Origin of the sequence: Flavobacterium cauense R2A-7, from assembly GCF_000498475.1 — a bacterium.
Classification (GTDB): Bacteria; Bacteroidota; Bacteroidia; order Flavobacteriales; family Flavobacteriaceae; genus Flavobacterium; species Flavobacterium cauense.
In genome coordinates this window covers 227,363-251,803 of the sequence record NZ_AVBI01000012.1, presented here as the reverse complement: position 1 = coordinate 251,803, position 24,441 = coordinate 227,363, and the positions used below count along the sequence as shown (strand labels likewise).

The 24,441-nt window shown below is 39.1% G+C and carries 26 protein-coding genes; 9 read left to right on the top strand and 17 right to left on the bottom strand.

Annotation, left to right across the window (positions count from 1 at the left end; genetic code table 11):
* Positions 1–15: 15 nt before the first annotated feature.
* From FCR2A7T_RS14965 to FCR2A7T_RS04970, 5 genes are all read left to right on the top strand, one after another.
* Positions 16–204 carry a YgaP family membrane protein gene (locus tag FCR2A7T_RS14965; RefSeq protein ID WP_081709365.1) on the top strand — a complete coding sequence of 63 codons (189 nt, stop codon included), beginning with the start codon at positions 16–18 and terminating at the stop codon, positions 202–204.
* Positions 205–301: 97 nt separating this feature from the next.
* Entirely contained in the window at positions 302–772 is a 471-nt protein-coding gene (locus tag FCR2A7T_RS04985; RefSeq protein WP_023570198.1) for a hypothetical protein, read from the top strand.
* A gap of 119 nt (positions 773–891) precedes the next feature.
* Entirely contained in the window at positions 892–2,232 is a 1,341-nt protein-coding gene (gene ffh, locus FCR2A7T_RS04980) for a signal recognition particle protein (RefSeq protein ID WP_023570197.1), read from the top strand.
* A gap of 61 nt (positions 2,233–2,293) precedes the next feature.
* Complete coding sequence (locus FCR2A7T_RS04975; protein WP_023570196.1) at positions 2,294–3,175, top strand: bifunctional 5,10-methylenetetrahydrofolate dehydrogenase/5,10-methenyltetrahydrofolate cyclohydrolase; 882 nt, start codon at positions 2,294–2,296, stop codon at positions 3,173–3,175.
* Between the two features lie 7 nt (positions 3,176–3,182).
* Positions 3,183–3,674 carry a GNAT family N-acetyltransferase gene (locus FCR2A7T_RS04970; protein WP_023570195.1) on the top strand — a complete coding sequence of 164 codons (492 nt, stop codon included), beginning with the start codon at positions 3,183–3,185 and terminating at the stop codon, positions 3,672–3,674.
* Positions 3,675–3,726: 52 nt separating this feature from the next.
* Here the strand turns inward: FCR2A7T_RS04970 and FCR2A7T_RS14710 are convergent, their stop codons facing one another.
* The 7 genes from FCR2A7T_RS14710 to rluF all read right to left on the bottom strand — a co-directional run bounded on the left by FCR2A7T_RS14710 (position 3,727) and on the right by rluF (position 9,197).
* Complete coding sequence (locus FCR2A7T_RS14710) at positions 3,727–4,560, bottom strand: hypothetical protein (RefSeq protein ID WP_023570194.1); 834 nt, start codon at positions 4,558–4,560, stop codon at positions 3,727–3,729.
* An 85-nt stretch (positions 4,561–4,645) separates the two neighbouring features.
* Complete coding sequence (locus FCR2A7T_RS14705; protein WP_023570193.1) at positions 4,646–5,488, bottom strand: hypothetical protein; 843 nt, start codon at positions 5,486–5,488, stop codon at positions 4,646–4,648.
* A 16-nt stretch (positions 5,489–5,504) separates the two neighbouring features.
* Positions 5,505–6,314: a hypothetical protein gene (locus FCR2A7T_RS14700; protein WP_023570192.1), complete on the bottom strand. Its 810-nt coding sequence runs from the start codon at positions 6,312–6,314 to the stop codon at positions 5,505–5,507.
* 393 nt (positions 6,315–6,707) lie between these two features.
* On the bottom strand, positions 6,708–6,860 hold the full coding sequence (locus FCR2A7T_RS15185) for a hypothetical protein (RefSeq protein ID WP_158634623.1): 153 nt from the start codon (positions 6,858–6,860) through the stop codon (positions 6,708–6,710).
* Positions 6,861–7,053: 193 nt separating this feature from the next.
* The gene (locus FCR2A7T_RS04945) at positions 7,054–7,836 is read right to left on the bottom strand and encodes a hypothetical protein (RefSeq protein WP_023570190.1); all 783 of its coding nucleotides are present in this window, start codon (positions 7,834–7,836) and stop codon (positions 7,054–7,056) included.
* A gap of 153 nt (positions 7,837–7,989) precedes the next feature.
* Positions 7,990–8,376 carry a hypothetical protein gene (locus tag FCR2A7T_RS04940; protein WP_023570189.1) on the bottom strand — a complete coding sequence of 129 codons (387 nt, stop codon included), beginning with the start codon at positions 8,374–8,376 and terminating at the stop codon, positions 7,990–7,992.
* A 5-nt stretch (positions 8,377–8,381) separates the two neighbouring features.
* Positions 8,382–9,197 carry a 23S rRNA pseudouridine(2604) synthase RluF gene (gene rluF / locus FCR2A7T_RS04935; RefSeq protein WP_023570188.1) on the bottom strand — a complete coding sequence of 272 codons (816 nt, stop codon included), beginning with the start codon at positions 9,195–9,197 and terminating at the stop codon, positions 8,382–8,384.
* Positions 9,198–9,291: 94 nt separating this feature from the next.
* On the opposite strand from rluF, the gene FCR2A7T_RS14695 reads away from it, so the two are divergent.
* Positions 9,292–10,953: a S8/S53 family peptidase gene (locus FCR2A7T_RS14695; RefSeq protein WP_051369506.1), complete on the top strand. Its 1,662-nt coding sequence runs from the start codon at positions 9,292–9,294 to the stop codon at positions 10,951–10,953.
* 1 nt (position 10,954) lies between these two features.
* On the opposite strand, the gene FCR2A7T_RS04925 is transcribed toward FCR2A7T_RS14695, so the two are convergent.
* From FCR2A7T_RS04925 to FCR2A7T_RS04915, 3 genes are all read right to left on the bottom strand, one after another.
* The gene (locus tag FCR2A7T_RS04925) at positions 10,955–11,743 is read right to left on the bottom strand and encodes an alpha/beta fold hydrolase (RefSeq protein WP_023570186.1); all 789 of its coding nucleotides are present in this window, start codon (positions 11,741–11,743) and stop codon (positions 10,955–10,957) included.
* A gap of 101 nt (positions 11,744–11,844) precedes the next feature.
* Entirely contained in the window at positions 11,845–12,624 is a 780-nt protein-coding gene (locus FCR2A7T_RS04920; protein WP_023570185.1) for a zinc ribbon domain-containing protein, read from the bottom strand.
* 2 nt (positions 12,625–12,626) lie between these two features.
* Positions 12,627–13,721 (bottom strand): Nif3-like dinuclear metal center hexameric protein, encoded by a 1,095-nt coding sequence (locus FCR2A7T_RS04915; RefSeq protein ID WP_023570184.1) that lies wholly within the window; start codon positions 13,719–13,721, stop codon positions 12,627–12,629.
* Between the two features lie 82 nt (positions 13,722–13,803).
* Between FCR2A7T_RS04915 and lpxK the strand changes: the two genes are divergently transcribed.
* Complete coding sequence (lpxK, locus tag FCR2A7T_RS04910) at positions 13,804–14,829, top strand: tetraacyldisaccharide 4'-kinase (protein ID WP_023570183.1); 1,026 nt, start codon at positions 13,804–13,806, stop codon at positions 14,827–14,829.
* Positions 14,801–15,613, top strand: coding sequence for a purine-nucleoside phosphorylase (locus tag FCR2A7T_RS04905; RefSeq protein ID WP_035117370.1), 813 nt, complete (start codon positions 14,801–14,803; stop codon positions 15,611–15,613). Before lpxK ends, FCR2A7T_RS04905 begins: the two co-directional genes overlap by 29 nt.
* On the opposite strand, the gene FCR2A7T_RS04900 is transcribed toward FCR2A7T_RS04905, so the two are convergent.
* From FCR2A7T_RS04900 to lipA, 3 genes are read right to left on the bottom strand one after another with little or no spacing between them, the layout of a single operon-like run.
* A complete protein-coding gene (locus FCR2A7T_RS04900; RefSeq protein ID WP_242005365.1) occupies positions 15,600–17,816 on the bottom strand; it encodes a tetratricopeptide repeat-containing hybrid sensor histidine kinase/response regulator in 2,217 nt (738 codons plus the stop codon). The genes FCR2A7T_RS04905 and FCR2A7T_RS04900 overlap by 14 nt on opposite strands.
* A gap of 12 nt (positions 17,817–17,828) precedes the next feature.
* Positions 17,829–18,827, bottom strand: coding sequence for a type I glyceraldehyde-3-phosphate dehydrogenase (gene gap / locus FCR2A7T_RS04895; protein WP_023570180.1), 999 nt, complete (start codon positions 18,825–18,827; stop codon positions 17,829–17,831).
* A 25-nt stretch (positions 18,828–18,852) separates the two neighbouring features.
* A complete protein-coding gene (gene lipA / locus FCR2A7T_RS04890; protein ID WP_023570179.1) occupies positions 18,853–19,725 on the bottom strand; it encodes a lipoyl synthase in 873 nt (290 codons plus the stop codon).
* A gap of 156 nt (positions 19,726–19,881) precedes the next feature.
* On the opposite strand from lipA, the gene nhaA reads away from it, so the two are divergent.
* Positions 19,882–21,039 carry a Na+/H+ antiporter NhaA gene (nhaA, locus tag FCR2A7T_RS04885; protein ID WP_023570177.1) on the top strand — a complete coding sequence of 386 codons (1,158 nt, stop codon included), beginning with the start codon at positions 19,882–19,884 and terminating at the stop codon, positions 21,037–21,039.
* 29 nt (positions 21,040–21,068) lie between these two features.
* On the opposite strand, the gene FCR2A7T_RS04880 is transcribed toward nhaA, so the two are convergent.
* The 4 genes from FCR2A7T_RS04880 to FCR2A7T_RS04865 form a co-directional block, all read right to left on the bottom strand.
* Positions 21,069–21,902, bottom strand: a complete 834-nt coding sequence (locus FCR2A7T_RS04880) for an energy transducer TonB (RefSeq protein ID WP_023570176.1) — start codon at positions 21,900–21,902, stop codon at positions 21,069–21,071.
* A 168-nt stretch (positions 21,903–22,070) separates the two neighbouring features.
* Positions 22,071–22,589, bottom strand: a complete 519-nt coding sequence (locus FCR2A7T_RS04875; protein WP_023570175.1) for an RNA polymerase sigma factor — start codon at positions 22,587–22,589, stop codon at positions 22,071–22,073.
* Positions 22,590–22,627: 38 nt separating this feature from the next.
* Entirely contained in the window at positions 22,628–23,734 is a 1,107-nt protein-coding gene (locus FCR2A7T_RS04870; RefSeq protein WP_023570174.1) for a glycosyltransferase, read from the bottom strand.
* Between the two features lie 71 nt (positions 23,735–23,805).
* Complete coding sequence (locus FCR2A7T_RS04865) at positions 23,806–24,435, bottom strand: FMN-binding negative transcriptional regulator (RefSeq protein ID WP_023570173.1); 630 nt, start codon at positions 24,433–24,435, stop codon at positions 23,806–23,808.
* Between the last annotated feature and the right edge of the window lie 6 nt (positions 24,436–24,441).

Sequence of the window (24,441 nt, the reverse complement as noted above, 5' to 3'; positions counted from 1 at the left end):
AAAAAAATAGAAATTATGATAAACAGAATAATCAGAGCTATAGCAGGAACATTTATACTTATTAGTGTGTTGTTGGCTGTTTACGTCAATCAGAATTGGTTGTGGTTCACGGGATTTGTGGGAATCAATTTGCTTCAATCATCATTCACAAAATGGTGTCTGATGGAGGACATTCTCCGGAAAGTATTCAAGATTCAGGATTAAATCAGAAAATAACCGTCGTAAGGCGGTTTTTTTATGCAACTTTATTCAGAAAAAAGCGTTAATTTTATTCTGGGTTTTTAATGTTTAAAATTTTAATATGAAAAAAATAGTGAGTTTTTCAGCAGCGGTTTTTCTGCTAATGGTTAGTTTGGGTTGTTCCGATAATGATGATACCAGCAACTCTTCTTCGTCTAACAACAGTCAGACTATTACTGCAATCAGAACTGCTGTTTCGGACGGGACTTGGCGCATAACTTATTTCTATGACACCGATACCGATGAAACCGCAAACTTCACCGGATACAATTTTACTTTTGGTGCCAGCAATGTGTTAACCGCAATCAATGGTGGTAATACCTATACGGGAACATGGTCGGTAACGGACAGTAACAGTAATGACGATAATCCGAGTGACGTCCATTTTAATGTTGGTTTTACGGCACCTCCAAATTTTCAGGATTTAACCGATGATTGGGAAGTGTTGGAACACACGGCTACCAAAATAAGACTTACTGATGTAAGCGGTGGTGGTGGTGGAACCGATTTTCTGACTTTCGAAAAGAATTAAATTCATGACCAGTCTGCGGACTGGTTTTTTATTGTCTAAAAGTTAAAACTTTGCACCACTGTGACTTTGCGACTTTGCGACTTTATATTATCTTTGCACCTCATTAAACAAAAACTATCATGTTTGATAATTTAAGCGATAAACTCGACAAAGCCTTCCATATATTAAAAGGTCACGGAAAAATCACCGAAGTAAACGTAGCGGATACTTTGAAAGAAGTGCGCCGCGCCTTACTGGATGCCGACGTTAACTTTAAGATTGCCAAAGATTTTACCTCCCGCGTAAAAGACAAAGCAATTGGTCAGGACGTATTAACGACGTTACAGCCGGGTCAGTTAATGGTGAAACTTGTAAAAGACGAGTTGACCGAATTGATGGGTGGTGATGCGGCTGGTGTAAACCTTTCCGGGAATCCGTCTGTGATTTTAATGTCCGGTTTACAAGGTTCGGGTAAAACCACTTTCTCCGGGAAGCTGGCGAATTTCCTTAAAACAAAAAAGAACAAAAAACCGTTATTGGTTGCCTGTGATATCTACCGACCTGCGGCGATTAACCAGTTGCACGTAGTTGGAGAACAAATCGGAGTTGAGGTGTATTCCGAACCCGATAATAAAAATGCGGTTTCCATTGCTGAAAACGCTATCAAGCACGCGAAAGCAAACGGTTTCAATGTCGTAATTGTCGATACGGCCGGTCGTTTGGCAGTAGACGAGGAGATGATGACTGAAATAGCGAACGTTCACAAAGCCATTCAGCCTCAGGAAACCTTATTCGTAGTGGATTCCATGACAGGTCAGGATGCGGTAAACACAGCAAAAGCCTTCAACGACCGATTGGATTTTGACGGAGTTGTATTAACCAAATTAGACGGTGATACCCGTGGTGGAGCAGCAATTTCTATCAAATCCGTAGTAAATAAACCGATTAAGTTCATCGGTACGGGAGAGAAAATGGAAGCGATTGACGTTTTCTACCCAGCACGTATGGCAGAACGTATTCTCGGAATGGGAGACGTTGTTTCCTTAGTGGAAAGAGCGCAGGAGCAATACGACGAAGAAGAAGCACGTAAATTACAAAAGAAAATCGCGAAGAACGAATTCGGTTTCGACGACTTCTTAACGCAAATCCAGCAAGTGAAGAAAATGGGTAACATGAAAGACTTAGTCGGAATGATTCCAGGTGCCGGAAAAGCGTTGAAAGACGTTGAAATTGAAGACGATGCTTTCAAACATATCGAAGCTATTATTCATTCGATGACCCCGGCGGAAAGAACAAAACCGGCGTTATTAGATGCAAAACGAAAACTGAGAATAGCAAAAGGTTCCGGAACAGACATTCAGCAAGTAAACCAACTGCTGAAACAGTTCGACCAAATGAGCAAAATGATGAAGATGATGCAAGGTGCAGGTGGAAAGAACCTGATGCGCATGATGGGCGGAATGAAAGGAATGAGACCATAAATATAAAAGACGTGAGCAATCGCGTCTTCTTTTTTTAATATAAACCACAACACAAACAAGAATGCAACTACTGGACGGAAAAAAAGTATCGGAAGATATTAAAAATGAAATCGCTGCCGAAGTACAGCGCATGAAAGACAATGGCGAAAAAGTACCTCATTTGGCGGCTATCATCGTAGGAAATGACGGTGCGAGTTTAACTTATGTGGGCAGTAAAGTAAAAGCCTGTGAAAGAGTAGGTTTTGAATCGACGCTGATTAAAATGCCAAGCACAACTTCAGAAACCGAATTATTAAAAAAGATTAAGGAATTAAATACCAACGATGATATCGACGGGTTCATCGTACAGCTTCCGCTTCCGGAACAAATCGATACACAGGAAGTCCTGATGGCGATTTGTCCGAGCAAAGACGTGGATGGATTCCACCCGGAAAACTTCGGGAAAATGGCATTGGATATGAGTACTTTCATTCCGGCAACACCTTTTGGAATTCTGGAATTGTTAGAACGTTACAATGTGGATACTGCCGGAAAACATACGGTGGTGATTGGAAGAAGTCATATCGTAGGCCGTCCGATGAGTATTTTGATGGGGCGTAAAGGATTTCCTGGAAACTCAACGGTTACTTTAACTCACAGTCATACTAAAAACATCACACAAATTACTTCTCAGGCAGATATTATCATTACAGCGTTAGGAGTGCCAAATTATCTGAAAGCTGAGATGGTAAAAGATGATGTAGTGGTTATCGATGTGGGAATTACGCGTTTAGCCGATGAAACCAATCCAAAAGGATATGTAATCACCGGTGACGTTGATTTTGAAAACGTAAGCAAAAAAGCCTCGTTTATCACGCCGGTTCCGGGAGGAGTAGGACCGATGACCATTGCGATGTTATTGAAAAATACATTGTTAGCAAGAGAGCAGAAAAGAGCAAAATAATAACTACATGCAAATTCTTCAAGCAGATAAAAGTCAACTGCACATTGTTCGTGATCTAGCCTATAAAATCTGGCCGGATGCTTACGGAGAAATCCTTTCGGAAGCCCAGTTGGATTATATGCTTGAAAATTTCTATGCGATTCCGGCATTGGAAGCACAGATGGAAAAACACCATGTTTTTTTATTGGCGGAAGAAAACGGAACTTTTTACGGTTTTGCTGCCTATGAAATAAATTGCAATGCTACCGGAAAAACCAAGTTGCATAAAATTTATGTTTTACCCGAAACACAAGGCAGAGGATTAGGAAAACTGCTTCTAAATGAAGTGGAAACTGCTGCTAAACAAGCCGGAAATTCCCATTTGTTTTTAAATGTGAACCGTTATAATATCGCTCAGGAGTTTTACAAGCGATTGGGTTTTGAAATCGTTCACGAAGAAGATATTGAAATCGGAAACGGTTATCTGATGGAGGATTTCGTTATGGAAAAATCATTATAAAATAAAACCCAAGACATTCATCTTGGGTTTTTTATTTCGCCAAATCAAATGGTTATTCCCCTAAATAAACAAAAACATTGGCGACAATATGTTGTGGTGTAGCATTAATGGGAACATCAGATCCGCCCGAAGGAACATTTACAGTGTGAGCATGGTTCCCATCATTTTCCGATGTATGTAAGTTTCCCGGTAAAACATCATTGGTTCCTACGGTTTCACTAATCAGCGGTACCAAAGGCAGCACATTTGTGGCTAGTCCAAGTGTCTTGGCTCCGTTGTAAGAATCTGTATAGGAATGATTATGGTTTCCATTGGTACTGGTTACGGATGAATAATTGATGTTTGGGAGATTTGCCTGTGTTACCACAATTGAGTTGTTTCCGGCAACACTACCTTCGGATTCTGTTCCGTTATTGGTTTTAATGAACGTATCCGATGCATCGGGAAGATTTGCTCCAATTCCAACAGCTCCGGCATTGAATTGCGCAACAGTAGGCAAACTGCTTATGTTTCTGCCATCCAGTAAGAACCAACCTTTGTGGTCTGCAGTTTCCAAAGAATGTTTAATATCCCCAATCATTAAGGTATTTGGTCCCATTTGGGTCCATTTGGTACCGTCGTTATAGTATAATCCTTCGTATACGGAAACCGGGGTTTGTGCAGCTGAAGTCGTTGTATTATATGTGGTCATTCCCATTACATGGTTTGCTAACGGGGAAGGATTGTCTGTTGCGGTTAAAGGTAAACGCGTCATAATCAGTCCTTTTTTTTCGCTGTAAATATCCAAAGCGGCATTGGTGTCAGGATAAGCGGTATCTACTCCAACGTTTTGTGCTAACATCGGATAGCAGAAGAAAAGCAATAAAAAGGAAGTCGTTTTTTTCATGTGAGCTGAATTTAGATAATTTGTTTCGTTGAGGTTTTTGCATTTTCACTCCGATTTTTAAGAGTGGATTGCACAACAGCGGAATCTATTTTCCCAAATACACAAAGGTGTTGGTTACTAAATGCGATACTTGGCTTAAAGGTGCAGAAGAGCCTCCGGTATTTATACTGGCAGTGTGATTATGATTTCCGTTTGACGAGGAAGTTGATGTTGTTGTTGATACCACATCAGAACCTACATCATTATTTAGAATATTCAGAACCACACCACTCAGAATTCCTAATAACCCTGTAACAATATTAAGATTTTCAACTACTCCATGATATTTGTCGGTATAATCATGAGTGTGATTTCCCGAAGCAAGGGCAGTGCCATTGAACGTTACATTCGGTAAATTCGACTGCGTTAGAATAACGGTGTTGTTTCCTCCTGTCGCCATTAAAGCTTCCAAACCTGATTTTCCTTTTAAGAATTTATCAGAAGCATTGGGAATCGTTGCTCCAAATCCGATTGATGTGGCATTTGAAGCCGCAACAGCAGGTAATGAAGCAGTGGTTCTTCCGTCAAGTTTATACCAGCCATTATGGTCTTGGGTAAGCAAACTGTGTTTAATGTCGCCAATTGCAGTGGAAAGCGGTTCGAGCCGAATCCATTGCTTACCGTCGTTATAATAAAATCCTTCAAAAACAGCTGTATTTCCACTACCGTTGGTAGCAGTATTGTAAACAATCATTCCGGAAATATGATTGGCTAACGGACTTGGGTTGGTGGTTTCAGAAAGAATCACCCGGGTTATTAAAACACCTTTAGTGTCACTGCTAATGTCTAACACCGACTCACTATTTGGCGTACTTGTACCTATTCCAACTTGAGCATGTAGTAAACCGTTAACGAGCAAAAAAAGAATCAGAGTAATTTTATTTGTCATAGCTGTCGTGTTTTGGTTAGTAGCCTAAATAGATGAAAATATTTGTAGCAAGATAATTGGGTGTCCGATCCACCGGTACGTTTGATCCACCTGAGTTAAAGCTTACGGTATGAGTGTGATTGCCGTTGCTTTGTGTGGTTCTTAAAGTGGTACTCATGGTCTCTTTTGCTACAGAAGCGATGTAAAATAATGTCAAAACAGTGGTAGATAAAAGTCCGATATTCTCTGCCCCGATATAACTGTCTACATTATGATTGTGTGTCCCTGCGGAATTCGTTGTGCCTGAAAAAGTAACGTTCGGCAGATTGCTTTGCGAAATGGTAAACGTATTGCTTCCAGACGAGGTTCCTAACATTTCGGCACCCGTTTTGGCTTTAAGAAATCGGTCGCTTCCATTGGGAAGGTTAGCAGCAATTCCAATTCCGGTAGCGTTGGTTTGTGCTGTTGCGGGTAAGGTGCTTTTTGCTCTTCCGTTCAATAGATACCATCCGTTATGGTCGGCAGTGGCAAAACTGTGTTTCAATTCTCCTATTTTAACCGTATTTGGGTTTAATCGGGTCCAGTACTGACCGTTGTTGTAATACAAACCGGGAAAGACAGTTGTTGTTCCTGCGCCAGAAGAAGCAGTGTTGTATACAAGCATTCCGGAGATATGAGTGTTCATAGGGTAGGGATTATTCGTGCTCTGAAGTGCTATTCTGGGCAATAAAATGCCTTTGTCTGAACTTACAACTTCAAGCATGGCGTCTTCATTCGGAACGGCAGTACCAATTCCAACCTGAGCGTGAAGGTTGCAATACAGTAATAAGAGTAGTAGTTTGCGCATAAGTATAGAATTTTTGATTAAAGACGGTGCTGATTTTGAAACGCTGTATAAAAGGGGCGAATTTTAGCAGAGCGTTTTTCAAATAAAAAATGAACGATATACAAATGGTAATATTGGTTATTTTGTAACTCTTTTTTTGTTTACAATTGTTTAATGTTTTTTGAGGTTAACATTAAATTTTTTAATACTGTTTTGAAAAAAAAACTTTGCAAATAGTGTATGATGATAATCCTTTTTATTATGCTGGTTGCTTTTTTTGAAATTACAATTATCTTAAAATGAATTTCGAGGCTTCTTCTTTTTCCTCAACAATTGTTAATGTTTTTTTATGTACACTTTTAGTAGTGCAAACGTTTGTTTTTTTGTTTTACATAAATATACCGGAAATATTTTTTATTGTTCCGGAACGTGGTTATTGTAGTGGAAATGCTGAAAATACTGACTTTTTAATCCTTTTTCAGATGCGACTGAAGGTTTTGAATTTTTAGATTTTATTCCTGACAACGCCATAACTGTTTTTGCCAACGCTTTAACTATTATCGCCATTAGTTAAACTATTAAAGATATTTCAAGTATTTAAAAAGCCAATTGATAAACTATTATATCCGAGACTAATACTATTGATGACAATGAAAATAAATTAATTGCCAATCAAAATAGTTTTAAAGACAATTGCATAAAATAAAACTTCCATGCTTTAATTGCTAAAGATCATGGAAGTTCTATGATTTACGGGGTGTTATTCTTCGGTGCGGATTTTAAATTCCAAGCGGCTTACCAGATTGTACTCGGGGCTGGTGGCGCCATAGACGCTTTTAATGTACAGTTTGACTTCTTTGGCGGTTTGAACAAGGCCTGTTTCCGGATTGTATAGTTCTCTGTTTCGCTGTAGTAAGGCGTTGCTGTAGCGGCTGTAGCTTTCAGATAGATTGTTGTTCTTTTCCTGAAGGTTGATCAGTTTTGCTTGTAATGCGGTGATTTTTAATTCTTCTTCGTTGGGATTGTATGCCTGACTTTGGGAGAGAATCTCAATCAGATTGGCCAGATGATCAATCTTTCGGTCGTAGGATTGTTGTGAGGTTGATATGGTGTTGCTCGAGGTTGTGTCTCCGGAGTCTGATGTTGGTGCATCGGTTCTGTTTGTGGCGGTGCCCTGAATTTTTTTGTTGATGGCTTTGGCGTCTTCAATCGTAAGTTTATCGGCTCCTGAAACAATAAAGGCGTTGATAATTCTTGTGGCGAACGGTCTTAAGTCTTCGAAAGCGGCACGACGGATGTTTGTAACGTTATCGAAATTGGTTTTATGAACACGAACTTCGTTAATTCGGGTTGTAACACTTTGGGAAAGCGAGTGTAGTTGAGGGATTTTTAAACGGTCGTTTGCCGGATTGTAGGTTGTTCCGAATCCTTCACAAAAAGAAATCAATCGTTGGAAATTGGCAGCATTTTTAACGTGTCCGGTTTCGCTGACTGATTTTTTGGGATGATTGGGTGCGTTTTGTAACTCTGATGTGGCTTCCATAGTTGTGAGTTTTTTAGTTAGAAACTCAAAAATATGAAAAATATTTCTGTAGGTAAATTTCTATTTTATTTTTTTAACTGAAAATTGAATTTTGGAAAAAAAATAAGGCCCCGGATATTCAGGACCTTATTGTTATTCTTTTTTCAACCGATTTTATTCCGGAACGAAAACTATTTTTTGGATGGCATCGTTACGGGAAAGGACGATTTCGTTTTCTTTTAAGGAATGTACGGTCCAGGTGTTCTCGCCCCGTCGGTCTTTGGTGTGTATTTTACGGGATGTTTTATCCAGACGCCAGGTACCGGTTAGTTCAGTAACGAATTCGAAGGTATATGACATATCGGTATTGAAAATCAACTTGGTGCCTTCCAGCATTGAAAGATTTTCCAGTCGTTCTGCTTCGCTTAATTTGGGATTAATGATGTTTTTTACCACCCATTTTTTAGCGATGTTATTTTCGTTGATTGCAACCGATGATTTTTGTTGACCAAAGGAAATAAATCCGATAAGCAGTAACAGATATAGTAGTATTTTCTTCATGGCAATCAGTTGTTTTTTCGGTTGCTGTTTCTTGGGGGCAATGGTTTTCTGTTCTCGCGCTGAATCGGTTTTCTGGTTTCCACTTTTGGTAAACTGGCTTCTTCGGTTTTGCTTGAAGGTGCAATCAGTTGGTTCAGTTCCAGAATTTCGGCATCGGTTAAATCGCGGTAACGGCCAATCGGGACATCCAAAGAAATATTGATAATTCGGGTACGTTTTAAAGAAGTTACTTCATAGTCCAAATACTCACACATACGGCGTATTTGTCGGTTTAAACCTTGCGTAAGGATAATTCGGAACACAAACTTACTGATTTGTTCGACTTTACATTTTTTGGTAACGGTATCCAAAATCGGAACACCATTGCCCATGCGTTGAATAAATCGGTCTGTGATGGGCTTGTTAACCGTAACCACGTATTCTTTTTCGTGATTGTTGCGCGCGCGAAGAATCTTGTTTACGATATCGCCGTCATCGGTCATAAAAATAAGTCCTTCACTGGCTTTGTCCAATCGTCCGATAGGAAAAATACGTTTCGGATAGTTGATATAATCGACGATGTTGTTTTTTACATTTTGGTTGGTGGTGCATTCAATCCCCACCGGTTTGTTGAAGGCAAGGTATATGGGTTTGGAAGTTTTTTCACGGATTAGTTTACCGTCTACGCGGATTTCATCGTCCAATGAAACTTTGGTGCCCATTTCAGGAACTACACCATTGATGGTGATTCGGCCTTCTTCCAAAAGTCTGTCGGCTTCACGACGGGAACAGTATCCGGTTTCGGAGAGGAATTTGTTAATTCGGGTTTTGTTTTCTTCCATGCTGCAAAAATAGCACATATTTAAATAATAGCGTTATTCTGCTTCTTAATGCCATAACTTTTTTTATATCTTTGAGCCTTAATTTGTTAGCGCATTGAAAAAAATACTCGTGCTTTTTCTTTTATTTAATTCGGTCCTTTTTGCACAAAGCAGAAAAGGCGAATTTCAATTGGCACCCAATACCAGTGCGCACGAATTGTATGTTTCTTTTTTTGATACCGTTGTTTTTCAGGGGGAAAACTATTCTGAAGTGCTTTCTGAAAACGAGACCATGCGATTGCTTGTGGATAAATTCAGCATTGATTTTCGAAGAGGAATACAGCTTTCTGACGAAAAAATAAGTGCTTTATATGAAGCGGCACGACATAACGGACACGATGGGAAGTCGATATTGAAACTTAAAAATATCCTTAAATTAGAGATTAAAAACCCTACCAATGAGCGTTTATTGGACTTAGCAACCCAGTTGGAGCGTCTTGATATGGTGGAATACTGCAGTTTAATGCCTTTACAGTCTATTGCACCACCGGGCGATATTGCGCCGGCCACCCCTAATTATGAGTTGAATCAAACTTATCTCGATGCTAATCCGGGCGTGAACATGCGTTATGCCTGGGGATTGGGATTGAGTGGAACCGGAATACGGATTCGCGATGTAGAATATGGGTTTAATAAGAATCATGAAGAGTTGGTTGATCGTAACACCTACATTGCTTCGGGGATGACAATTTCAACCAGTGCAACACCTTCTTATACGGAACACGGCACCTCGGTTTTCGGAATAATGTATGCAGATAAGGGAACTTACGGGATATCGGGTATGGCTTATGGTGCTGCCGAAATGGTATTGTTTCCGGAATGGCAGCAAACCGGTTACAGTCGGGTAACAGCCGTTACGCAGTCGGTAGGGAATTCGGTTGCCGGTGATGTTATTGTATATGAAATGCAGGCGTACGGTCAGGGAAGCAATTATGTTCCGGCCGAATTTGACAATACGGTTTGGGATCTGACCAAAGCGGCCACGGATGCCGGGATAATTGTTGTGGAAGCTGCGGCTAATGGTAATCAGAATTTGGATTCGGCTTATTATGCAGCTTATATGGCAAGGGGAAATTCTGGTGCTATTATAGTAGGTGGCGGCACGGATAATCTGTTGCATAACAGAGTTTCGTACAGTACTTACGGTTCGCGTGTGGATGTTCAGGGTTGGGCGAATAATGTTCGGGCTTGCGGTACAGGCGATTTGATTATGATAGGTGGTGATTTCAATCAATCTTATACAAATTTTTCCGGTACCAGTTCGGCTACGCCAATCGTAGCTTCGTGTGTTGTGGTTTTGCAATCCTATTATTATGGATTAACGGGGACATATATGTCGCCATCAGCTATGCGTCAGCTGTTAAAAAATACCGGAATTCCTCAAGGAACAGGAGTTGCGGGAAATATTGGTCCGCTACCCGACATGCAGGCGGCTATTTTGCAGATTAATACCAACTTGAGTCTGACCGAAAACGAAAATATCAGTTTTACTTTATTTCCAAATCCTGTTACGGATGATGTGAATATTTTGGTTCCGGAAGTGAAAGACTCCAACGCGCAATTAGAGATTTATACTGCTTTGGGGCAAAAAGTTTCGGAATATAAGCTACAGCAAGGGCTTACTACTTTGAATATTTCGGAATTGTCACAAGGGGTATATTTTGTGAAAGTGGTTGATGGGAAAAGAACCCAAACCAAGAAAATTATCAAACGATAGTTTATTCTTCAAAAAGAAATAAGTTTATTTTTTCGTACAGGGCTTCATCGTGCAGGCTGTGTCCTAAGCCTTTTGTTTCTATAAATTGTGCTGATTTCCAAGCTTCGGCTATTTTTTTTCCTTCGTTAAAGGAAACAACGGTATCGTCTATATCGTGAGCAATTAATCCTTTGAAATTAAAATTGGAAGCGAATTTTTTTCCTGAAAACTCGGAGGGATGAATGTTGAAACGCTCCACAAATTTTTCTTTCAGCAGTTGAAATGCTTTTTGGTTAAGGCTGATGGTTTTTTTGTAATTGTTCAAAATGATTTCGAATTCGCTGGGAGATCCCAATAAAACCATTTTCTGTACTAGAGGATTGTTGTATTTGTATTGATAGTACAAGCAGGTTGCGCCTCCCATAGAATGCCCGATAATGAATTGCGGTTGAAATTTTTCCATAAGGGCATTGACGTGTTTGGCGTATTGCGGAATGTTGAATTCGATGCCGCTGGAAAGTCCCTGTCCCGGGCCGTCTAATGCAATAATGGTGCTTTTGGTTTTTTTGAGCAGAACGATGAATTGTTCCCAACGCGAAGCATTGCTTTCCCAGCCGTGAACCAAAAGGATTTTGTTTTCATTGCCTCTCCAGGTGTAGGTTTGAATAGCGTACTCTTCGTGGAAAAGTACTTCCTGTTCGGCTTCTTTTAAAATATCGGGAATGGCATTTGGTAATAGTCTTCCTTCCCGTGGTTCGCTAAAGAATTTATAGGCTAATTTGGCTGCTTTTTTTGGGAATAGGTAACTCATCAGGTTAATGTACAGCCCGATTGATTTAGTGAGGGTGAAGTATGCTATTTTGTTGACGAGTTCCATAAAAAAAGTCCCGATGTTTCGGGACTTTAAGTTAACTAAAATTTAGCAAATAATTGCTCTATTTTTTCTTTTTCTTCGTCTGCTAATGCGCTGTCTACTAAAATTCTTCCACTGTGTTCGTCAGTGATGATTTTTTTACGGGAAGCGATTTCCATTTGCGTTTGTGGCGGAATCGTAAAGAACGATCCTGCGGAAGCACCACGCTCAATGGAAACAACAGCTAAGCCGTTTCTAACGCTGGTACGGATTCTGTCGTAAGCTGCTAATAAACGCTCTTCGATTTGTCCGCGAAATTCTTCTGATTTTGAAGATAAGAAGTTTTCTTCTTTTTCAGTTTCCGCCATGATAGCGCTTAATTCTGCTTTTTTGTGTTTTAAATGGTTTTGTTTAGCGTCTAATTTTTCTTTAGTTTCACTTAAAACCACTTTTTTGTGCTCGATAGAAGCTTTCATTTCTTTAATGTGCTTCTCGGCCAATTGAATTTCCAACTCCTGGAATTCTACTTCTTTTGTTAAGGCGTTGAATTCTCTGTTGTTACGAACTTCTTTTTGTTGAGCGGAATATTTTTTAATCGATTCTTTATGGCCTTCGATAGCATTTTTCTTGTCTTTGATTTGCTCTTCGATAGTCTCTAAATCGCCTTTTAATTTGTCTAAACGAGTGCTTAATCCAGCTACTTCATCTTCTAAATCTTCCACTTCAAGAGGTAATTCTCCTCTAACATTTCTGATTTCGTCGATTCTTGAATCGATCAACTGTAAGTCATAAAGAGCTCTTAATTTTTCTTCTACACTTAGTTCTTTAACGTTTGCCATATTTAAAAGTACTTAACCGGATTTGTATTTTCTTGCGATAAAATGATTGCAAAATTACTAATTTTTTCCGTAAGATAAGCAACTATGTGATTTTTTGTAAATCTTTCGCTTTCAAAATGACCGATATCGGCCAAAAGCAGTTTGTTTTCGGCTTCATAAAACTGATGGTATTTCAAATCGGCAGTTAAGAAAACATCTGCTCCGGCAGCTATCGCATTTTTGATGGCAAAACTTCCAGAACCTCCTAAAACTGCGACTTTCTTCACCGGTTTGTTTAAGAATTCACTGTGTCGGATGCCGCTACATTCCATTTTTTCTTTTACGAATTTCAGAAAATCAGATTCTTTCATTGTGTCGGGTAATTCACCAATCATCCCCAACCCGATGTTCTGATGTGGGTTCTGTAATTCGTAAATTTCATAGGCCACTTCTTCGTAAGCATGATTTGAAAACAGTGCTTTCAGGATTTTACCCTGTAAATGTTTCTCGAAAGTAACTTCGATTTTAATTTCTTCATTTTCCACAAATTCAAAACGTTCACCAATTTGCGGATTGCTGTCTTCATTGCCCATATAGGTTCCGATGCCTTTCGAATTGAAACTACAGTCTTCATAATTGCCGATTTTTCCGGCACCGGCATCAAATAAGGCATTGCGCAACTGTTCCACATTTTCAGGTATGGTATAGGTAACCAGTTTTTGAATGAAGTTTTGTTTCGGAATCAGAATTTTGGTGTTTGTCAGTCCTAAAGCGTCACAGAAAATTTTATTGACGCCTTGTTTGTGATTGTCTAATGCGGTATGCACGGCATAAATGGCAATGTCATTTTTAATGGCTTTAATAATGGCGCGTTCCACATAATTCTTTCCGGTGATTTTTTTTAATCCCGAAAATAAGATGGGATGGAAGCAAACCACCAAATTACATTTTTTGGCAATAGCCTCATCAATAACAGCTTCCAAAGCGTCGTGACAAACCAAAACACCACTGGCTTCTGTGTTGGCATCGCCTACTAAAAGTCCGACATTGTCAAAATCTTCTGCGTAGGCCAAAGGTGCCATTTCTTCTAAAACCGAAAGAATTTCCTGTATCTTCATTTGAAATAATTTTCTGTATAACAAAGTAACGAATAAACCGATAACTTTTTTCAAAAAGATAAAAAATAGCTACATTCGTAGTATGAATTTTTTCCGTAAAATACTCTTTCCGTTTGCCATTTTGTATGGTTTTATTACTGCTATTCGCAATTTTTTATTTGATAAAGGAATTTTGAAATCGGTCGCTTTTGACGTGCCGGTTATTGCTGTGGGAAATTTAAGCGTAGGCGGTACCGGAAAAACACCTCAGATTGAATATTTGATTCGGTTGCTATCGGATCATTATAAAATAGCTACATTGAGCAGAGGTTACAAACGAAAATCAGAAGGGTTTGTTTTGGCTAATGCGACTTCCAATGCTGAAATTTTGGGTGATGAACCGTATCAGTTTTATCAGAAATTCCCAAATATTCAAGTCGCTGTCGATGCGAATAGGGTAAACGGTATTACGCAATTGCTTTCGCAGAAAAATGCACCTGAAATCATTTTGCTGGATGATGCCTTTCAGCATCGAAAAGTAAAAGCCGGTTTTTACATATTGCTGACGGCTTATAACGATTTGTATAGCGATGATCTGATTCTGCCCGCCGGAAATCTAAGGGAAAGCAGCAGTGGAGCAGAACGGGCGGATGTGATTGTGGTAACGAAATGTCCGCAGGATTTAACATCGGAACAACAAGCGGAAATCAGATTCCGACTAAAACCGAAGTCAAATCAGCAGGTGTTTTTCACGTTTATTGAATATGATAGTCGGGTGTATTCGGAAACGAAGCAGTTGTTGTTAGCGGAAATTGAAACTGTTGATAAATTACTTTTGGCCGGAATTGCAAAACCGGAACCTTTTTTTGCATATTTGCAGGCTGCGAAATCGGGAACGATGGTTTTTTCGGATCATCATGATTTTACGGCGCAGGATATAGAAACAATAAAAGAAAAAGCAAAAGACAAAATTATTATTACCACCGAAAAGGATTTTGTTCGTTTAAAAGGGAAATTGCCCAAAGAGCAATTGTTCTGTTTGCCGATTAAGAGCTCGTTTGTAAATAATAAGGCGGATTTTGATAAAACAATTATGAATTATGTGGGAACAAGTACAGGAAACCGTTAGTTATATTAAAGCAAAAACGAATTTTACGCCGGAATACGGTGTGATTTTAGGCTCCGGTTTGGGAGGTTTTACAAACGATATCCAAATTGAATTTACCTTACCTTATGATGAGATTCCGAATTTTCCGGTTTCTACCGTAGAAGGGCATAAAGGCGCTTTAGTTTTTGGAACCATTGAAGGGAAAAAAGTGGTTGCCATGCAAGGCCGTTTTCATTTTTATGAAGGCTACGACATGAAGCAGGTAACGTTTCCGGTTCGTGTAATGAAATATTTAGGTATTACGAAACTTATCGTATCAAATGCTTCCGGAGGTGTAAATCCGAAGTATAAAGTAGGTTCAGTAGTGATTATCAAAGATCACGTGAATATGATGCCGGAACATCCGTTACGCGGAAAAAATGACGAACGTTTCGGACCGCGTTTTGTAAACATGAGTGAGCCTTACAGTAGAGCTATGATGGTAAAAGCCAAAGAAATTGCGGCGTCAATGAATATTGAAATTCATGATGGTGTGTATCTTGGGTTACAAGGACCAACATTTGAAACACTGGCCGAATATAAAATGGTGAAAGCATTGGGTTGTGATTGTGTGGGGATGTCTACTGTTCCTGAAGTTATTGTGGCACGTCATATGGAATTGGAAACATTTGGTGTTTCTGTAATTACGGATATGGGTGACGAAGAAAGCATCGGTACCATTACCCATGCCGAGGTTTTGGAAGCGGCAAAAGGAGCAGAGCCGAAAGTAAGAAACTTAATTAAAAACCTGATTATACAGTATTAATTTTTTGGTGGATGGTGGTTGCAATAACCTCGTAGAACTTCTCCGGATCGAAAGGTTTTGTAATCACCTCATTCATACCAAAAGATAACAGCATTTCTTTGTTTTCGTCTAATGAAATTGCTGTAAGCCCAACAATAGGGGTTTCCGGATCGAATTTTCGGATTTGTTCCGTTGCGATAGTTCCGTTGATTCCCGGCAGGTGAACATCCATTAAAACCAAATCATATGTGTGATTGCGCATGTGTTCCACGGCATCTTCCCCGTTTTCTATAATGTGGCAGGTCATTCTCTTTCTTTCCAGCATTTTTTGGGTAATCATCTGATTGATTTTGTTGTCTTCCACCAAAAGAATGTTTTTGCCAACAAGCCAACTTTCATCATATTGAGGGCCTGTTTTTTTCTCTAATTTTTTGTCACTCACCCGTAGCGAAATATCGAAATAAAAACGCGATCCTTTGTTTTCTTCACTGTCCAGTTTGATTTTTCCGCCCAATAAATGCACCAGTCGTTTTACAATGGCAAGTCCCAAGCCGGTGCCGCCATATTTTCGGTTTATTTCTACGGAGCCTTGTGTAAAGCTGTCGAAAATAGTTTCAATACGGTCTTTAGGAATTCCGATTCCGGTATCGCGGACTTCAAAGTGAATTTTAACCGAATTGGTTTTCTCTTTTTTCACGGTAGCGGAAACCCAAACATGTCCGTTTTTAGTGAATTTAATAGCGTTATTAATCAGATTGATAAAAATCTGAGACAATTTTGTAGGGTCACCAATTAAGGTGGACGGTATTTTTTCGTCTAACTCAAGATGATAAACCGTTTTGTTTTTGTTGGCAATTTCGGTAAAAGAACCTAAGATGTTCTCCAGCAAATCTCTTAAGTCAAAATCAATGGTTTCTACTTCCACCACATCCGATTCTACGCGATTGATTTCAAGAATGTCGTTGATGAAGGTTAACAGATAATTCCCTGAGAATTTCAGTGAATTCAGATAATTCATCTGGCTTGGCTTCGGATTGTCTTCTATGAGAATATGAGTGATTCCGTTGATGGCGTTTAATGGTGTTCGTAGCTCGTGGCTCACTGTTGAAAGGAATTCTGCTCTGGCTTTGGAAGCTCTTTCGGCCCTTTCTTTTTCAATCTCAAGCTCCTGGTTTTTGTCCTTTAAAAGCTGGTTGGTTTTGGTTCGGATGATGTTGTTTTTGTACAACGAAAGACTCAAAAGTGATAAAATCGAGATTAATGCAATACTCAGAATGCTGATTAATTTTGAAAATTTTATTGATTTTTCCTGTGCTTTGTTTTCCCGGTTTATTTTGTCAATGGTTTTTAACTGTTCGGTGGCTATGTATTTTTCATACGCCGGAACGCCGGTTGTTCTGGTTCGGATATTGAAAAGGGAGTCTCTGATTCCGATAAATTTCTTCAAATAGAAGTGCGACTGATTTGTAGATTTGAGAGAATCATATAAATCGCTCAACCGTCGTGTTATTCTTAAAGTCTGATTGGTGTTTGAACTTTCTTTGGAAATTTCATACGCTTTTTCAAGATCTTTGATGGCAGCTTTAGGATTTGTTTTGGTTTTGATGTCGGCTAACTGAAAATAAGCTTCTGCTTTTGCTTCAAAGATGGTTCCTGATGTGTTTTTGTTTGTGATGGCGCGAAACTGTTTTGCCGCTTCATCGATTTTACCTTTGTGTTTCAGGATGATTCCTTTCTGCAAATCAATCAGATCTATGGCATCGGGTATGTTGATGATTTTGTATTCGGCAGCCGCTTTGTTAAAGTAATTATCGGCAAGATTTAAATTGTTTTTTTCCAGATAACTTAATCCGATGCTGTAATAACAAAAAGCACTGTTTAAGGATGGTTTAAGGTTGTTGTATATGGTAATGCTTCGGATGTAATTTTCAATGGCTTCATCCTGTCGATCGAGTTCGTGGTAAATATTCCCAATGGTAAGATGGCTGTCGGCAATTTCTTTTTGAAGATTATTTTGGGTGGCAAATTGTTTTGCTTTTCTGGCAAACAGTAAGGCTTTGTCGTAATCAAAACTGCCTTTGTGGAAGTTGGAAACTTCAAGGTAATAGGAGACACTGTCAACTTTAACGGTTGCATTTTTCTCTTGCGAAAAGCAATTAAATTTTGCGAATGATAAGAAGAGTAAAAGGTACAGGTATCTCATGTCTATGCTTGAAATTCGCATAAATATAAGGATTTATTTCTTAGAAATGAAACAAATAAGGTCAATAATTCTTGAGGAATACCCAATTTCATTATCGTACCAACCCACCACTTTTACCATTTTGTCAATTACGGATGTAAGCTGCGCATCGAAAAGACAGGAATTGGTATTGCCTAAAATATCCACGGAAACAATCGGATCTTCCGTATAATCGAGAATTCCTTTCAGGTTGGTTTCGGCTGCTTTTTTAAAGGCGTTGTTGATTTCTTCAATGGAAACTTCTTTTTTGACATTGAAGGTAATATCAGTCAGCGACCCATCCGGAACCGGAACCCGAATACCGCACCCACCCATTTTTCCGTCCAGGTGAGGGAAAATTTTGGTAATTGCTTTGGCAGCTCCGGTGGTAGTGGGAACTATGGATTGTGAAGCGCCTCGGGCTCTTCGTAAATCTTTATGGGGTTGGTCGTGAAGGCTTTGGTCGGTTGTGTAGGAATGAACAGTTGTAATATAAGCTTGCTCAATTCCGCACAATTCTTCAATAACCTTAATCATAGGGGCAGCGTTGTTGGTAGTGCAACTCGCGTTGGAAACAATTAATTCGTTTCCGTCAAGTATGTGTTCGTTAACCCCTAAAACAACTGTTTTAATGGAATCTACTTCAGCGGGAGCGGAAAGAATGACTTTTTTGGCTCCTGCAGTTATGTGTTTGTTGATGTCTTCGTAGGATTTGTATTTCCCGGTGGATTCCACAACAAAATCAATGTTTAATGCTTTCCAGTTCAGATTCAGAATTTCTTTTTCGTGAAAAAATAGAAACGGTTTACCGTCTACCAAAATCGAATTTTCATCAGATGAAACAGTATGGTGTAAAACACCATGAATGCTGTCGTATTTCAGTAAATGGGCCATCGTTTTTTTGTCGGCGATATCATTTACGGCAACTACTTCCAGAGTTGGATGATTTAAAAGCAATCGGAATAAATTCCTTCCGATTCTTCCGAAACCATTGATAGCAATTCGTGTTTTCAAATCTGTAATTCGTAATTTTTAATACTTAAAGAATGTGTTTTTGGGCATGGTAAGACGAACGCACCAAAGCGCCGCTTTCTACATGACGGAACCCTAATTCTTTTCCGATTTGCTCGTATTTGGCAAATTGTTCCGGCGTGATGAATTCTTTTACCGGAAGGTGTTTTTTGCTGGGTTGCAAATACTGTCCGATGGTTACAATATCAACATTCGCTTCGCGCAAATCTTTCATGGTTTGGATTACTTCTTCTTCAGTTTCTCCGAGACCTAACATGATTCCGGATTTCGTTCTGCGGATGCCCTGGTCTTTCAGGTATTTCAAAACCGCTAAACTACGGTCGTATTTTGCTTGAATTCTAACTTCACGCGTTAAACGACGTACGGTTTCCATGTTGTGGGATACTACTTCCGGACTAACTTCAACAATACGGTCAATATTTCTTTCGATGCCTTGAAAATCAGGAATTAAGGTTTCCAAAGTGGTTTCCGGATTCATTCTTCGAATGGCTTTTACCGTTTCCGCCCAAATGATGGAGCCTCCGTCTTTCAAATCGTCACGATCCACGCTGGTTATTACCGCATGTTTGATGTTCATGATTTTAATGGAACGGGCTACTTTTTCCGGTTCGTCCCAATCTACGGTTTCTGGTCTTCCGGTTTTTACACCACAAAAGCCGCAGGAACGGGTACAAACATTTCCGAGAATCATGAAAGTGGCGGTTCCGTCTCCCCAACATTCTCCCATATTCGGGCAACTCCCGGATGTACAGATGGTGTTTAGTTTGTATTTGTCAACCAATCCGCGCAATTCGGTGTATTTTTTACCGGTTGGCAACTTTACGCGCAACCATTTTGGTTTTCCTACCGGAAGTATGTTGGATTCTAAAACCGTGTCCATGTTCTCAAATATTTGTAGCAAAGATAAGCATTGTTGTTAATCTGACGTGCGGTTTAACGCATTTTTAATAAGGGTTGTCATAAAGGCTTTTGTAGGTTTTTCTGTCCGGACAAAAAGTGTTAATTTAGCAAAACTCATTTTAAAAGCCATAATCCTATGCGTGTTTCCAAGTTGTTTACCGAGTTTGTTGAAAGTGAAAAATCTTCTGGAATTGTTCTGATAATTTGTACGCTTGTTTCTTTGATTCTGGCAAACTCTGTTCTTCAGGAAAGTTACGGACATCTTTGGCATTATCAGATTGGGCATCATTCGGTGGAGCATTGGATAAATGACGGACTGATGACGATTTTCTTTTTACTCATAGGTCTGGAATTGGAACGAGAGGTTTATATCGGCGAATTGTCTAAAATAAAAAACGCACTTTTACCAATCATAGCAGCAGCTGGCGGTATGTTGGTTCCTGCCGGAATTTATATGATTTTTAATTATGGAACGCCAACACAGTCGGGTGCGGGAATTCCAATGGCTACCGATATTGCTTTTGCATTGGGTGTTTTGTCTTTGTTAGGGAACAGAGTACCGACGTCATTAAAAGTATTTTTGACTGCTTTGGCCGTTATTGATGATCTGGGTGCGATTTTAGTAATTGCTTTTTTTTATACCGATACGCTTTCCTTGCTGAATTTAGGAATTGCGTTAGGGATCATGGGTGTTTTATTTGTTTTTAACCGAATGAAGATAAACAACTGGCTTCCGTATGTTATTGGTGGAATAGGAATGTGGTATTTTATGTTAAATTCCGGCATCCATGCAACAATTTCCGGAGTTTTACTCGCCTTTGTAATTCCGTTCGGGGATGGTGGTGAAAAAACGATTTCAACTAAAATGCAGCATTTTTTACATAAACCGGTGGCGTTTTTTATCCTTCCGGTTTTCGCTTTGGCCAATACTGCTATCGTTATCGGAAGCGATTGGATGGAAGGATTGAAACATGAAAACAGTATTGGGATTTTTTTAGGACTGGTTGCTGGTAAGCCGCTGGGTATTGTATTGTTTTGTTTTGCTGCGGTTGCTTTTGGTTTGTGTCAATTGCCGAGGGGATTGAAATGGGGGCATATTCTGGCTACAGGATTTATGGCGGGAATCGGATTTACAATGTCAATTTTTATTACCCTTTTGGCGTTTAAATCGCAACCGGATGATGTAACCATTTCTAAAATTGCTATTATGATTTCATCAGTTGTAGCGGGAATAGTTGGGTATGTGTTTTTAAATAAAATGCTTAAAAATAACACTTTAGAAGAAGACGAATAAAAAAAGGCAGAACAAAGTTCTGCCTTTTTTTATTGTTCAACATTGATTACTATAGGTAGATTGTATGCGGTTCTTACTGGTTGTCCGTTTTTGTATCCCGGAGACCATTTGATTTTCATATTGTTTAAAACGCGAGTGGCTTCTTTTCCAAGGTTGTACCCCGGATCTCGGGTTACTCGGATATTGGATAGAGAACCATCTTTTTCAATAACAAAATAAACCAATACCTGAAGGGTTTTAATACCTTCGTCTACTTCCGGCGTTTTGAAATTTTTCCCGACCGTTTTCAAAAAAGCTCCTATTCCTCCCGGATATTGTGGCTGAACCTCTAATGAAGAAGGTATTTCAACGATAGTGCTTGAGTTGCCTCCGTTTCCGTTGGTGTTCGTTTTTGGTTCGGTTACAATGGCGTTGCCGGTTGATTCCGTACCTTCGTTGTTTACTTGCCCAATTTGCGCTTTTTCCAATTGTGAGTTTGTCGCTACTTCTTCGGTTACTTTTTCTTTTTCAGCAACAACCATGTTAACATGTTTGATTACTTTCTCATCGGTTAACGGTTTTGAAATTTCAGGGCCGGTTTCTTCCTTTACAGGATCTTCTTTTTTAAAAACATCCGTATCAACCGGGATAATTGTTTCGTCGTTAGTGTCCGGGACAACTAAGGCGGCTGTTTTATCTGGCTTTAGGTAACTGATTGTTGCGGGGACTGCAGCTATCGTACCCAATAAGACCATTGCAGAGAAAAATGCTTTTACAGTTGTTTTTGGATTTTCAGTTCGTAACTGATACGCACCATAGGCTTTGTTTCGTCCTTCGAAAACCATGTTTAACCAACCGGTTTCGTAAATGTTGATTTTAGACATAATAGATAGTTTTTGAGGTTAATTAAATAGCTTTTTTTATTTAATAACGAAAACTATGCTATCATAGTATTTAAAATGTTAAAAATTTGTAAAAATATTTTTCAATTAACATTTTAGTTGTCTAAATATGTTTAAAAAAGGTTGTTTTTTGGTGAAAAAATAGGTGTTTTAGCGTTTTTGCTGAATAATTTCAGCCAGAAGTTTTTTAGCGCGCAAAAGTTTGATTTTTACATTATTTAAAGGTTCTCCGAGTTCATCGGCAATTTCCTGATAACTCATTTCCTGAAAATAACGCAATTGTATCACTTCTTGGTATGCCGGTTTTAATTCTTTTATGAACAAAAGCAGTCGGGCAAGGTTTTGTTCTTTGATGATTTCGTCTTCTACTGTTGGAGTGGTATCGGCAACATCGTAGGCCTGGCGGTCTTCTTCGTCGTTGAAATCCACAAACAAAGACGATTTTTTCTTTCGAAGCATGTCGATGTGAACGTTTTTGGCAATAGCAATCAACCATGTGTTAAATCCGAATTCCGGATTGTAGGTGGCGATTTTATCAAATGCTTTGGCAAATGTTTCAATGGCGATGTCTTCGGTATCGGTTTCGTTTTCGGTACGTTTGAGCATAAAGCCGTACACCTCGTTCCAGAAAAAATCCAATAAAAAAGTAAAGGCTACCTGGTCGCCCATTTTAGCCTTTTCGATATTTTTCTGTATGATTTCCGAAGTTATTTCCAATGTACCGGTTTTGAAATTAAATTAGTAAAAAACACATTCAACTGTGTGAAGATAAGGATTATTTCGATGATTGGGAACCAATACATTACGTCTTTTTCTTTTAGTTTTCCTGCGGCATATCCTAAAGTCGTCCAAGTGAAAATGTATCGGAAAACAATCAGTCCGCCCACAATCATCCATTGAAATTGAAACGCCAACAGTAAAATAGCTAAAAGGATAAAGCTTAATTGTGAAAAATAGTATACGCCCAATTGAAATTTATCAAATCCTTTGTACAATTTGGCAGTTGATACATGACGACGTTTTTGGCGGAACCAGTCTTTCCAAGTCAATTTAGGTTCTGATATTGTAAAACTGTCTGGCGTATAGCAAACGGTGGTGTTGCTTCCTTTTGCGGCTTGGTTGATAAACAAATCATCGTCACCTGAGCGCACGTTCATGTGGTCGATAAATCCGTTTACTCTGAAAAACTCTTCGCGTTTGTAGGCTAAATTTCTTCCGACACCCATATACGGTCGGCCCATTTTTGCCCATGAAAAATACTGTGTAGCGGTAAGCAGGGTTTCAAAACGGATGATTTTATTTAGGAAAGAACCTTTGATTTTTTCGTAAGCGCCATAGCCTAAAACAATGGTTTTGTGCATGGTAAACTGTGCACTCATATTTAAAATCCAGTCTTTGGAAGTAGGATAACAATCCGCATCGGTAAACAATAAATATTCTTTGGAAGCAGCTTTGATTCCTAAGGTCAAAGCGAATTTCTTATTACCCCAAAAGGCTTCGTTATTTTGTACTTTAACCAGTTTAATGTTGGAGTATTGGCGTTCGAAAGCTTCGAATATTTCTAAGGTTTCATCGCTGGAGGCATCGTCAATTAAGACAATTTCGAAATCAGGGTAGTTTTGTTCGGCCAAAAGCGGAACAAATTTCTTTACGTTTTCCTCTTCATTTTTTGCGCAAACAATTACCGAAATCGGAATGCGTTTCGGAGTGATTTTTTGAGCTTTTGCAAATGCAAATTTTCCAAAAACCACTAGGTAGTAAAAAATCTGAAGGGCAATAATTCCAATAAAAATATAAAGTAAAATTAGCAGCATACGTAAGCCTGAATTGTGTTAAATTCCAGCGCAAATTTAGTGAAAAGTGTTTATTAAAACGGAATTAGTTTTTAACAATCCGGCAATTGTTTTCGTTGTTTTTTCATTTCCTCGGCAATGGCATGCGCATTTTCGTTTGGGCATTTTTTTAGTTCCGTAATAATAGCAGCATGGTTTTTATCGTCTCGGTTTTGAGAAAGTTTGTTAACGGCTTGGATTTCCGTGATTTCGATTTCAAAAGCCACAAATCCATTGGTTTGTCGCATGGTTTCTTTTGATAAATTTTCGATTCTCACCGGATTTTCGGAAGCGGATTCGTATTTGTCGACCAGTTTTTTTAAGGCGAAAAGCATTTCTTCTCCTTCAATGATTTTGATTTTTCCATACACGTGTACGGCAATGTAATTCCAAGTAGGAACATTCTCGTGATCGTACCAGGAAGAGGAAATATAACTGTGCGGACCCGAAAAAATAGCCAGCACCTCACTGTTGTTTTCAAAAGCCTGCCATTGCGGATTTTCTTTGGAAACATGCCCGAACAACACTTCTTTTCCTTGTGTATTGGTTTCCAGTTCCAACGGAATGTGGGTACCCCAAAGTTTACCTTCGGTTTGATTTACCAGAATACCGAAACTGTTGCTTTTCAGAAAATTTCTGATTGCTTCGGCGTTTTCGTTTTTGTAAAGTTCGGGAATGTACATGGAATA